Annotated in this window: 11 protein-coding genes and 1 tRNA gene; 6 read left to right on the top strand and 6 right to left on the bottom strand. The window is 50.3% G+C overall.

Annotated elements, in window-relative coordinates:
- Window positions 1–77 precede the first annotated feature (77 nt).
- Window positions 78–1265: a phospholipase D-like domain-containing protein gene (locus HMPREF3143_RS18455; protein ID WP_070534005.1), complete on the top strand. Its 1188-nt coding sequence runs from the start codon at window positions 78–80 to the stop codon at window positions 1263–1265.
- Window positions 1266–1325: 60 nt separating this feature from the next.
- Here the strand turns inward: HMPREF3143_RS18455 and HMPREF3143_RS18450 are convergent, their stop codons facing one another.
- Entirely contained in the window at window positions 1326–2315 is a 990-nt protein-coding gene (locus HMPREF3143_RS18450; protein ID WP_021240662.1) for a restriction endonuclease, read from the bottom strand.
- 363 nt (window positions 2316–2678) lie between these two features.
- Between HMPREF3143_RS18450 and HMPREF3143_RS26360 the strand changes: the two genes are divergently transcribed.
- Both HMPREF3143_RS26360 and HMPREF3143_RS26355 read left to right on the top strand, forming a co-directional pair.
- Window positions 2679–4448 (top strand): DEAD/DEAH box helicase family protein, encoded by a 1770-nt coding sequence (locus tag HMPREF3143_RS26360; protein ID WP_070534000.1) that lies wholly within the window; start codon window positions 2679–2681, stop codon window positions 4446–4448.
- Window positions 4340–5986: a DEAD/DEAH box helicase gene (locus tag HMPREF3143_RS26355; RefSeq protein ID WP_254668441.1), complete on the top strand. Its 1647-nt coding sequence runs from the start codon at window positions 4340–4342 to the stop codon at window positions 5984–5986. Before HMPREF3143_RS26360 ends, HMPREF3143_RS26355 begins: the two co-directional genes overlap by 109 nt.
- A 373-nt stretch (window positions 5987–6359) precedes the next feature.
- Here HMPREF3143_RS26355 and HMPREF3143_RS18435 read toward each other — a convergent pair.
- From HMPREF3143_RS18435 to rraB, 4 genes are all read right to left on the bottom strand, one after another.
- Window positions 6360–6444, bottom strand: a tRNA-Leu gene (locus HMPREF3143_RS18435).
- 105 nt (window positions 6445–6549) lie between these two features.
- Window positions 6550–7272, bottom strand: coding sequence for a topoisomerase II (locus HMPREF3143_RS18430; protein WP_070533997.1), 723 nt, complete (start codon window positions 7270–7272; stop codon window positions 6550–6552).
- A 30-nt stretch (window positions 7273–7302) separates the two neighbouring features.
- The gene (gene miaE / locus HMPREF3143_RS18425) at window positions 7303–8061 is read right to left on the bottom strand and encodes a tRNA isopentenyl-2-thiomethyl-A-37 hydroxylase MiaE (protein ID WP_070533994.1); all 759 of its coding nucleotides are present in this window, start codon (window positions 8059–8061) and stop codon (window positions 7303–7305) included.
- Between the two features lie 46 nt (window positions 8062–8107).
- The gene (gene rraB / locus HMPREF3143_RS18420) at window positions 8108–8533 is read right to left on the bottom strand and encodes a ribonuclease E inhibitor RraB (protein ID WP_023324077.1); all 426 of its coding nucleotides are present in this window, start codon (window positions 8531–8533) and stop codon (window positions 8108–8110) included.
- Between the two features lie 99 nt (window positions 8534–8632).
- Between rraB and HMPREF3143_RS26125 the strand changes: the two genes are divergently transcribed.
- The 3 genes from HMPREF3143_RS26125 (at window position 8633) to xynR (ending at window position 10652) form a co-directional block, all read left to right on the top strand.
- Window positions 8633–8728, top strand: a complete 96-nt coding sequence (locus tag HMPREF3143_RS26125) for a putative translational regulatory protein ArgL (RefSeq protein ID WP_213014347.1) — start codon at window positions 8633–8635, stop codon at window positions 8726–8728.
- Window positions 8698–9702, top strand: a complete 1005-nt coding sequence (gene argF, locus HMPREF3143_RS18415) for an ornithine carbamoyltransferase (protein ID WP_010427327.1) — start codon at window positions 8698–8700, stop codon at window positions 9700–9702. The genes HMPREF3143_RS26125 and argF overlap by 31 nt, the downstream gene beginning before the upstream one ends.
- Before the next feature lie 191 nt (window positions 9703–9893).
- Window positions 9894–10652, top strand: a complete 759-nt coding sequence (gene xynR, locus HMPREF3143_RS18410) for a DNA-binding transcriptional repressor XynR (RefSeq protein WP_070533991.1) — start codon at window positions 9894–9896, stop codon at window positions 10650–10652.
- Between the two features lie 4 nt (window positions 10653–10656).
- Here xynR and HMPREF3143_RS18405 read toward each other — a convergent pair whose 3' ends face one another.
- Window positions 10657–12267, bottom strand: coding sequence for a glycoside hydrolase family 43 protein (locus HMPREF3143_RS18405; RefSeq protein WP_070533988.1), 1611 nt, complete (start codon window positions 12265–12267; stop codon window positions 10657–10659).
- Window positions 12268–12276 lie beyond the last annotated feature (9 nt).

Here is a 12276-nt window from a genome sequence, read left to right as displayed (position 1 = left end):
CCGCCATTGCTTATGGAGATGATAAAACCACGCTCCTCGAGCATTGCATAAAAAACCATCACCGACTTGATATTTGGATGCGATATGATCATACAGTTCCTGTATCGCCTGCATTTTTATCAAAACTTCTCGCAAACGTTAAAAATAATATTTTTTGTAAACTTATACCAGATTGCCTGCACAGCAAAGTTATTTGGTGGAAGGGATATGGCGCTTATATTGGTTCAGCCAATTTAACTGAGCGTGCATGGTACTCGAATATAGAAGCCGGTATTTTCTTCACTGAGAGTGATTTATACAGTTCTAATTTAATTGAACAGTTAGAGGAATTCTTCGATAACTTAGCGTCACTTGACTCTTGCGTTGATCTTAGTAAAGAGATTATTGATGAACAAAGACAATTATTAAAACTAAAAGTCGAATTAGAGAAAAAAGAACGAGAGCTTATCAAAAAGCGGAAAATACCTGAATGGGGTGGCGTGAATTTTGTTGATAACAAAAAAACTGAAGATAGAAGGAAAGAGAGTTTCCATAAAGAATGGGAAAGCACATTTTCAATCATCAAGAGTATCTCAGACCAAATTAATGATTACAGACCTGCATGGATATCAGAAGATACTCCAAAATTTTGGCAAACCGATCAATTTCTACACGCATACTATTATAAGAAAGTTCATCAACAAGATAATACTTATCCTTTTGAGGATTATCACCGCACCAATAGTAAAAACCCACAAGCAGTATTGATGAATATGCTCTCCTGGTGGAAAATCCAATCAGTTCCTCCGTCTAATGAGGATATTCATCTTGGGATTTACGCCCCCTACATTCGCGAACACTTGTCAAAAAATAATATTGACTCATTGACAGAGGATAAGCTCTATCAAATATTCTCTTACACACATGCAACAATGGACCATGTGATAAAAATGAGCGCTGAAACATTTGGCTATTCAGCCAAAACATCCTTAAATAAGGAAGAGCGCGCCGTTTTATTCACAAAATGGATCATGGGCCAAACCAATCAAAAAGGTATGACTATTGCTGAATTGCTCAACTATGTCCTCTACGGTGGAAAGCCTTCATTAATGTGGGAAAGGCTCTATCTGGCAGGCAAAGACGAGGAGTACAAATTCCAGCATTACGGTATTAACTCTATTGCTGAAGTGGTCGGTTGGGCAAGGCCAGAAGATACGCCTCCCAGAAATGGCAGAACCAATAAAGCCTTGCGTGCATTAGGCTATCCAGTTCGCGTGAATATTTAGCGCCCCTCATTGTAAGAACCTACATCGCCGCCTGTTTATACAGAAACAGGCGGCGAAAACTCATGCAGGCAAATACGTCTTCTTAAGCGGAACCAACAGCTTAGTTTCAATATCCACTTGCTCATAGTTTTCCACTAACGCACGAACCAGATCGTCAAGCGTCCATAGCGTCAACGGGATTGTAGAACGATCGGCTTCATAGCGCGCATCCTTGCTGAATCCGCCTGTACTGACATACAGCCCGCGATCGTCTTTATGACGGCCCCCGATAAAGCTACGAATTTGCTGGCTACTCATCTGTTCCCGCCGATGCTTTACCTCAACAATAATGCGTGGATTTTCGAACCCAAAGCCGTCAGGTGAAGCAATGATATCTTTCCCACGGTCAGCACCAGCAGGCGATACCTGAGTTTTATATCCCATGCTGCGTAACACGCCAGCGACCAGATTTTGCATCTCATCCCAGTCGAGACGGTTGATACGATCTTTGATACCTTCAAAAGCGATCATTTCCATGTCGCGCAGAGGATTAGAAACAACCTCATCCTCTTCACCTAAAACAGTTACTTCCGGCACGACATCTGAAAAAGGCTTTTTGCCCTGCATTAATTCATTCACGGCAAACTCAGGCACCTGAAAAACCGTTAGCGTAGAGCCAAGGGTGTTTCTGGTTGCATCACTCAGACTATCGCGCTTAATCTCTTCTGCGTTCCACTTCACTTTACGGGCAATGCCCATGCCATCTTCAAGCCACTCGGCATGAAACTCAAAATCTGAGGCGATTTTCCCTATCAAATAAGTCCGATTAGAAGGTGAATAAGTGATAGCCCAGTCACCTTTCTGCATCTCATTCACAAAGCGCCAGACCTGGGAAGCACCGGAACGAACTGTGCCTGGCTTAGTCTGTGGCTCAAGCTCCTGATACCGGGTAAACAACTGCTCTCTTGAGCATCCCGGTTTCACATAGGGAGCGAGCTGCGACCAGCCGATTGCAACAACCTGTTTGTCCCTGAAGTCATCGTACAATTTTCCGCCATCACCGCGGATCATCCACATTTTCCATGTCATAGTTTGCCCTTTTGAATCAGCTTCTGGCCGCTACTTTAGCATGATGAGAAGCACTTTACCGGGAGTTAATCATTTATACGTTATATCTGCTTGTTCACTTCTGCGAAGCTATTCTGCATAAGCTTACCCCTAAGCTAGCATTAATTTCGTTCGTTCACGAAGCCGCAATACGTACCTTCTAATATAGCTCTTCCAACTAACCAGCCTCGCAGCGCTTTAGTTGCACCTCAGGTTGGGTTCAGTTAATTTTTTGCTCCACCAAGAGTAGTCTGGCTCTACACAAACATTGCAGAAGAGAGTAATCTTAACAGCCTAAATAGAAATTGTAGAAATAAAAGGGCTAAGATGGCCAGAACATCTCAACAACATGATATATTACGAGCATGGCAACGTATTGAATTTTTTCACCCTTACACTCTTGAGCATAAAGAGAGTTTCCTGAGAATTTCTCTTGAGAAACTCATCAAATATGGTGATATTTTACTTCCGTGGCATTCAGAGGAATTATGTCAACAACAACAAATCCCGCTTAAATCTAACTTTACTCTACATATTGGTATCTTTGACAAAAGCATTGCGAACGAAATTAGCCGAGAAATATTAGGTGACAACCATGATGAAGAGTGCGAGCAGCGACTGAATCAGGAAGGAATGACATGTTTTGCCAAAGTACAGTTAAATAATGAAGGCGTACCAGCCCTAGATAAGTTATCAGTTAGCTCACTCCCCTGGGCTCTTGGGCATTTAAAAAATGAGCGATTCCAGAAGCTTGAATCAAAGATATTTGCCACGGACTGCAGGCAACTTGCCGATACGCTCAGTATGTTCAGGAATACACTAAAACCAGCACAAAAAGAGGGTCCTGGTGTATTACGCTCTAGTGACATCATTACGCTACTGCTAACACATTTAGTTGAGTGGGCTGATTTTAGGCCTGAATGGCAATATGCAATACAAATTGAATGGTTTGAGAGTAATGCAACCAGAGAAAAATCTCAACAGGATGAATTAGATGAGGATGAAGCAGAAAAAATATTTTCACTCCCCATCCTAAATAGTTTCTATTTCGAAGACCTGGAAAGCACTATTGAGGAACTACGGCATAACAAGGGGAAAGCTCTTAATAGTTATCTTTCTCAAGGGATAAATAGAAAGCCAGACCTATACTCAAAAGGGGGCCTTGCTTCAATTATTGATAAATTGCATCCAAGCAGAATGCCGCAAGGACGATGGCCTTCAGAGCCAAATCATACCATGTCGCTAATGCAACAATTTACGATAAATACAGCTGTAGAAGAACTTGTAGATGGAGGCCTTTTATCTGTCAATGGACCTCCAGGCACAGGAAAAACGACTCTTCTCCGAGATCTTGTAGCACATAATGTAGTTGAGCGTGCGAAAGTACTTGCAAAATATGACAACGCTGAAGATACATTAGATCAGCAGGGCTTTATCATCCCGGAATTAACCGGGTACGAAATGATCATTGCGTCTTCCAATAATTCGGCAGTAGAAAACATTTCAAAGGAGTTACCGCAAAAAAATTCCCTGGCGAAAAATTTTCAAAACTTTGAATATATTTGTGCTACAGCTAACCAAGTTGCAGCCGAATACTTACCAAAAAGCAAACGAAAAAAATACAAATCATTAAGCGGCAATGAAAAAGAATTTAATATTTTTCGACCACTTGATGATGATAAACTGTGTTGGGGCTTAGTATCAGCGGCGTTAGGGAAAAAGCATAATAGGGAAAACTTTTCTCAAAGACTATTATTTGATGAACATTTCTTACGCAATACTTTATCTGAATCGCAGCGCTCAGATAAAGATAATTTCCTGAGCCTGTGGCGATGGAAAGCGTGTCAACATAAGCTTTCATTCGCTGATTCTAAAAAGCATTTTGTCAATGCCCTTCGTAAAGTCGAAGAAGAGCAAAGACTGTTAGAAACCTACTGCAAGCTCTTGGATGAAAAACCAGACAATACTATACTGAGCTTTCTTTTGAGTTGGAAAAAAAAACAATCCAACGCGAAAATGACCTCAATAAAATCAATGAATTGGAACTGGAAAGAGATATCATTTCCAAAAAAATCGATCATACAAATCGTCAGTTAAAACTCATAAAAAGCGAAGCACCTGGATTTCTGTCGCGTCTATTTAATAGAAAAAAAACAAATTCCTATAAAGATCTAACAAATAAAACAAAACAGCAATTAGTTGAGTTGACAAAACATTTGATTGAGAAAATGCAGCACGTTGCGGACAGTAATATTGAGCTGATAAAAAACCAAACGGCAATCCGAGATATAGAGTTTAGATTGAATGAAATAAAAAAACAAAAAGCAACAAGCGAGCAAAAATTAAAAGATTTACAAAATAGATTCCATAATATCGCTATCCCTAACCATAATTTATCCATTGATGATGCAAATCTGCAACGTACTGCATTCTGGCAAAATGAGGAGATAAATCGTCTGCGTTCAGAACTTTTTCTGACAGCGATGAGCTTACATGAAGCATGGCTATATGAAGCAATGGAGATAAAGCGTTTCAAGAGTTTCATTTTTACACTAAACAAATTTCTCAGCGCTCCTCAACATCACCCTACCCCATTACGATGCTGGCAAACGCTATGTATGTTCGTTCCTGTACTGTCTACTACTTTTGCCTCTATCGGCCGAATGTTGACGGGAGTGAAAAGTGAAGAAATTGGATGGTTAATGATTGATGAGGCAGGTCAGGCATCTCCGCAACAGGCTGTTGGGGCCATTTTTCGAGCAAAACGTGTATTAGTCGTAGGAGATCCATTACAGATCGAGCCGGTATTTACTGCCTCGCCAAGTTTGGTTAAACGTCTCTGCGAAGATGTTTTACAAGAACGAGCGGATGACTGGAATCCTGCAAAACTATCAGTTCAGCAGCTGGCAGATCGCATTAACCATTGGGGTTGTGAATTAGAAGTAATGAATAAAAATATATGGATTGGTATCCCATTATGGGTGCATCGGCGTTGTATCGAGCCTATGTTTAGCATAGCCAACAAGCTCGCTTATAATAATCGAATGATCCATGGTCTCGATGCTGCAAAAATTCGTAGTCAATTTGTAAATGGAAATCTTGATAATCACTGGCTCGTTGCGAATGGCGGCCAGGGCGAACGACAGTATCGGGACAGCCACGGGCAAAGCCTACTTATATTACTTGATCGTCTTTTATATGAAAATGTCCCTCTGGAGTCAATTTTTGTAATTACCCCTTTTAAAGCGGTGAAATCGGAAGTATCTAAACTTATAGCACAACGCCCCTTGCAAATCTGGCAACAATCCTCACCATTGATTAAGGCAAAAAGTATTAAGCAATGGCAAAAAAATTGTATTGGAACAGTGCATACATTTCAGGGAAAAGAAAATGATATTGTAATTTTCATCCTTGGATGTGACGAAGAAAATAATGGCGGTGCTAAGTGGGCCTCAAGCAAACCGAATCTGTTAAATGTTGCTGTAACGCGCGCCAAAAAGAATATATTTTTCATTGGTGATCCGAATGTTTGGAGCGCTTTACCTGGATTTAATAGTGTTACATATACTCTAAAAGAGCTTCAGCCTAATGACATTGCAATGCTCAGCGACCGTGAACATTTTTTAGAGCTTTAAGGCTGGCAAAGCTGAAGTAGCAGGTGGACAGAACCGTTACCACCAAATTCCATAGCAGAAACATCAAAGCCATGCTGGACCAGAAGCAATCTACTGCTCCAGCAACTTCTTTAGGCTCTCCGCTAGTTTGCTTGGAATAGTTATCGATTAAATTGCAGTACTTCTGTATGAATCAGACGACTGTGTTGTACGGAACAAGAACGCGTGCCTTGGCTAGCCGGAATGCAAATGGAGTTTTTACACAATATACGTAAAAGGAAGTCGTTTGCCAGCATGCACGTTAAAATCCCTGCATAGAGGTATGTCAAAAAATCTCTTCACACATTGATTTTAAAGAAATAAAAACTTTCTCGGATGGTCTTGGAAGTACTAATGGTGCCGAAGGCCGGACTCGAACCGGCACGTATTTCTACGGTTGATTTTGAATCAACTGCGTCTACCGATTTCGCCACTTCGGCACTGAAGGGGATGCGGAAACGTTGTGGATTATACCTGTCGCGCGCCGCCATGCAAGCGACGACGCGCTAAACCCGCGCTAAGTGCCCAAAAAACCAGCGCTACCGTCAGTCCAGCTCAGACACCGCCAGCCGAATCACCCTCGCTGCCTTCTGCTCCGGCAGCGCCAGCACCTTCGCCCACATCTCCTGCACCATATCGCAGGAGAGCTTCTCTTTGCCCGCCGCCTTCTCCGGCATCTGCAGCAGCTGGATGTTCTCGCCGTACTTATCGGCAAGCGCCTTCATAATCGGCCGCACATCCTCGACAGCCGCCTCGCGTTCGGCCGGGGTCACGGTGTGGCGATTTTTGCCGTAGGCCGCGCGCATCATGTCGGCATCGGCCTGCATGCGCCGCGCCATCAGATCTTTATCCAGCATGCGCATTGGGTTGATGCCGCCCTTCACCATCGGGTAGAGGAAGCGGAAGCAGGCGTCGTCGCTCACCTTCTGGATGGCGGCGGTCTGCTCCATGTTGATGGTCATGTAGTTCACCACGTTGGCGTCCGGGGCGTTTTGCAGGCGCGACATCTGCAGATGCAGGATCTGCGGCTGGATGGTGTCGATAATCTGCTGCTCCGGCTCGCCCGCTTTTTGCAGGGCGGCCATCTGGTCGAGGATGCGCTGATGCAGCGCGGGCTCCTGCTCCTTAATCACCTGCCAGGCGGGCATCGCGTTAAGGGCGTTATCCATCTGCCGTTCCGGGGCGCGCTGCCTGTCGAAAAACACCCAGAACGCCACGGCGGCAGCCGCAATGACGACAATCACAATACGGGTCCACGTTTTATTCATCTCGCATCCTTATCCTTGAGTTATGCCGGTTTACACCGGCACGCCGCTGTGGAAGCGAAACTCGTTGTCCGGTGTCGAGATAAGTGTGGCTTCAATTTCGCCAAAAAGCTTTATGCGCGGTGAGATATCGTCGTCGCTCACCTGCCGGGCAAGCGTCAGGTAGTCCTGATAGTGGCGCGCTTCCGAGCGCAGCAGCGAGAGATAAAACTTCTGCAGGTCGTCGTCGAGGAACGGGGCCAGCGCGGCGAAGCGTTCGCAGGAGCGGGCTTCGATGTAGGCGCCGCAGATGAGCTTGTCGATCAGCGTCAGCGGTTCGTGAGTGCGCACTTCCTTCAGCATCCCTTTGGCGTAGCGGCTGGCGGTGATTTTGACGTACGGAATGTCGCGGGCCAGCATCGCCTCGCGCACCTGCCAGAAGTGGTGCAGCTCCTCTTTAATCAGCAGCACCATGCTGTCGATGAGCGCCTGGCCCCACGGGTCGTCGGTTTTGGGCATCACGCTTTTGCCTATCTGCCTGTGCAGGGCGATGAAGTCCGGCTCCGGGCCGTCGCGGAAGGTGAACTGTTCGTAGGGTTTGAGCCAGTCGAGCAGCGCGTCGGCACCGCTTTCGTCGGCGACGTATTTACGCACCAGCAGCAGCGCGGTCTGGGCGGCCTTGAGCTCGCACACCATGTGGTCGGCGAGCAGCAGCGGCAGGTTCGCCGGGTCGCGGGCTTTATCAATCCATGCTTGCGGGGTCGGACACTGGAGGAAGTTGAGTACGGGGGCGAGTATCTGCGGGTAATCCATGGTTCTGCCTTGAAAAAGCGGTGGCGCGTGCCACCGCCTGAATCACTTAGTGACGCACGCCGTCGTCGTCTTCGTCGATGTAATCTTCGTCGTCGCCTTCTTCGCCGTCTTCACCGTTCGGATCTTCGAAGTAGGTTCCCCAGCCGTCGTATTCCACGTCAAACTTCTCGGCCAGGTTCATCAGCTGTTCGACCTGCGCGTCGATCAGCTCCGCCTTCAGCGCGCCTTCGCTCAGGATGTCGCAGCAGATGACGGTGTCGCCCTCTTCCACTTCCAGCTCTTCCGGCTCGGTCACTTCGTAGCCCAGCTTGAAGGCTTCTACGGCCATTTTTTCCAGCGCGTCGAAATCATCCGCAGAGAAATGGTGCTCGATGGTGTACAGCGCGTCCGGATCGCTACCGTCTTCCAGCAGCTCTTCAATAATCAGACGCGTCTCTTCGCGTTGCTCTTCCAGTAATTCCGGGTTTGCCATGGCTCAATCCTCTTTAAAGTGCGGCAGATACTTCTATTTTCACACACGGACGGGTTTGCCTCCACCTTTGTTGGAAAGATTTGTGAAACGGGGTTGCAAATGAATAATTACACATATAAAGTGAATTTTAATTCAATAAGTGGCGTTCGCCATGTGAGGATAAAATGTCTGATCTGTACAAGAAACACTTTCTGAAATTGCTCGACTTTACCCCTGCACAGTTCACTTCTCTGCTGACCCTTGCCGCACAGCTCAAAGCCGATAAGAAAAATGGCAAGGAAGTACAGAAGCTTACCGGTAAAAACATCGCGCTCATCTTCGAAAAAGACTCGACCCGTACACGTTGCTCTTTCGAAGTTGCCGCATTTGACCAGGGTGCGCGCGTTACCTATTTAGGGCCGAGCGGCAGCCAGATTGGGCATAAAGAATCAATTAAGGACACCGCGCGCGTGCTCGGGCGGATGTACGACGGCATTCAGTATCGCGGCCACGGCCAGGAAGTGGTCGAAACGCTGGCGCAGTATGCGGGCGTGCCGGTGTGGAACGGGCTGACCAACGAGTTCCACCCGACGCAGCTGCTGGCGGACCTGCTGACCATGCAGGAGCACCTGCCGGGCAAGGCGTTTAACGAGATGACGCTGGTCTACGCGGGCGACGCGCGCAACAACATGGGCAACTCGATGCTGGAAGCGGCGGCGCTGACCGGGCTGGATCTACGCCTGGTGGCCCCGAAAGCCTGCTGGCCGGAAGAGAGCCTGGTGGCGGAGTGCAGCGCGCTGGCGGAGAAGCACGGCGGGAAAATTACCCTGACGGAAGACGTGGCGGCGGGCGTGAAGGGCGCGGACTTTATCTATACCGACGTGTGGGTGTCGATGGGCGAAGCCAAAGAGAAGTGGGCGGAGCGTATCGCGCTGCTGCGCGGGTATCAGGTGAACGCGCAGATGATGGCGCTGACCGGCAACCCGGACGTGAAGTTCCTGCACTGTCTGCCGGCGTTCCATGACGATCAGACCACGCTCGGCAAGCAGATGGCGAAGGAGTTCGATCTGCACGGCGGAATGGAAGTGACGGACGAGGTATTTGAGTCGGCGGCGAGCATCGTGTTCGACCAGGCGGAAAACCGGATGCATACGATTAAGGCGGTGATGGTGGCGACGCTTGGGGAGTGATCCTTTCTCCCACTTTATTGATTCGGTGCGCTCTTCTTGCCGGGTGGCGCTGCGCTTACCCGGCCTACACAACCCGTAGGCCCGTGCAAGCGTAGCGCCGCCGGGCGAATCAGGCCAGCTCCATTTCATTGATTTTTCACCCCGAAAAAGGTACGTTTTCGCCTTAATTCCAGCGTGGACATACCAGCATTATGCCGATTATTCAGTCTGTTGAACGTGCGTTGCAGATCCTCGACCTGTTCAACGAGCAGGCCACCGAGCTTAAGATCACCGACATCAGCAAACTGATGGGGCTGAGCAAGAGTACCCTCCACTCGCTGCTAAAAACCCTGCAGCTGCATGGCTATATCGATCAGAACCCGGAAAACGGTAAGTATCGCCTCGGCATGAAGCTGGTCGAGCGCGGCCATTTTGTCGTGGGCTCCATCGATATTCGCCAGAAGGCGAAGGGCTGGCTGACCGAACTGTCCCAGCGTACCGGGCAGACCACCCACCTGGGGATCCTGGACGGGCGTGAAGGGGTCTATATCGAGAAGATTGAAGGCAAGCTGGCCGCCATCGCCTATTCGCGCATTGGCCGCCGCCTGCCGGTTCACGCCACCGCCATCGGCAAGGTGTTGATTGCCTGGCTGGGCGAGACCGAGCTGAACGCCCTGCTGGAGGGCTATCAGTACACCACCTTTACTCCAGCCACTCTCTCCTCTCGCGAAGCCCTAATAAGCGCCCTGGCGCAGACCCGCGAGCAGGGCTACGCCCTGGATAGCGAAGAGAACGAGCAGGGCGTGCGCTGCGTGGCGGTGCCGGTGTGGAACCATGAATCCCGCGTGATTGCCGCCCTGAGCCTGTCAACGCTGACCTCCCGCGTGGACGACGCTGAGCTGGCTAATTTCCGCGAGCAGCTTCAGCAGGCCGGGCTCGCGCTGTCACGCGCGCTGGGCTACCCGGCCTGAGCCGTTAAACCGGCTCGTAGGTGAAGTAGTCGAAGTCCGCGTGGCAGCCGTCGCCGCTGATGTCCTCGCAGTGCAGCCCCACAAACGCGCCGGTGAAGAAGCCGCGCCCGCCAATGTAGTCGTCCGATAGCTTCCACGCCTCATACGTTACCGGCACGGTGTGCCACGTCTCGCCGTCGAACGAGTAGCTGTAGCGGTAGACCAGCGTATCCACGTCCACCCGCAGCCAGATGCTCTCCGCACTCTCCGGCACCGGAATCGGCTGCTCGTGCAGCGGCCATGACGGCACGTTGTGGTCGAGCTGAATAACCTTGATGGTTCTCCCCTGCCCCTCCTCGTAGTCCACAAAGCAGTAGCTCCAGTTTTTACTGTTGTAGTAGCAGGTCAGTCCGGCGCTCTGCTGGAAGTGGACCGGCGAGAACTGCATCCGCGTCTCCGCCCGGAAGACGAAGTGCTGCCAGCGGCGCGCCACGGTCGACTGGGTAAAGGTCGAGTTGAGCGAGTCGTTGCCGTAGAGCCGTAAATAGCCCGGGCGCGCGGTGAGTGAGCCGAGGGTGTCGTCGAACGGGATGCGCAGGGTCTGCAGTTCCGGGTCAAGCGTGCTGCCGTCAAAGTCCTCCCGCCAGCTGCTCTGAACGGCTGCAGGCTGTTCCGCCACCTGCGGGCCTTTCACGGCTAGTTGCGCGTGCTTGCCGCCTTCCACGTACGGCCAGCCGTCGCGCCATTCAATGCGGGCGATACCGGTCTCGCGGCCCAGCGGACAGTAGCCTCGTCCGCCGGAGGCCAGCAGCGGCACGCCGGGCAGGCGCAGCGGGCGGCTGGTGAGATAGGCCATGTACCATTCCCCGGTGTGGGTCTGCAGCAGCGAGCCGTGGCCGCTCTTCTGCAGCGGATTCTCCGGCAGGTGCCAGCTGGTCATCATCGTCACGTCCGGGTGCAGCTCGTACGGCCCGTCGATTGTTTTTGAACGCAGCACCACGACGGCGTGCTCGTAGCTGGTGCCGCCCTCGGCAACCATCAGGTAGTACCATCCCGCGTGGCGATACAGGTGCGCGCCCTCGGTGTAGCAGAGCGGCGTGCCGGTAAACAGGGCTTTACGCTCGGGCGAGAGCGTGCCGGTCTGCGGGTCAAACGCCTGCATGACGATGGTGTTGTGCGGGTTGCTGTGGTGGCGCGGCCCCCACGGGCGGTAGAGGTAATACTTGCGGCCATCGTCGTCATGGAACAGGGACGGGTCAAACCCGCCGTTGCCCATCGGGATCGGCTCGCTCCACGGTCCCTCGATGGACGGCGCGGTAACCAGGAAGTTGCGGCCGTTTTTCCACGGCGAGTCGACAATCTTCACGTCGGTGTAGAGCAGCCAGAACCTGCCGTCGGCGTAGCTCAGGCACGGCGCCCAGATGCCGCCGGAGTCCGGGTTGCCCTTCATGTCCAGCATCGACACGCGGTCCAGCGGCGTGCTGACCAGCGACCAGTTTTTCAGGTCGCGGGAGTGGTAGATGCGCACGCCGGGGAACCACTCGAAGGTCGAGGTGGCGATGTAGTAGTCCTCGCCCTGGCGGCACAAAGACGGGTCCGGGTTGAAGCCGGTGAGTATTGGGTTGGTGATTTCCATATTGCCTCC

It is taken from the genome of Enterobacter sp. HMSC16D10 (assembly GCF_001807145.1).
GTDB classification, from domain to species: Bacteria; Pseudomonadota; Gammaproteobacteria; order Enterobacterales; family Enterobacteriaceae; genus Enterobacter; species Enterobacter roggenkampii.
This window is presented reverse-complemented; position numbering and strand designations above follow the sequence as displayed.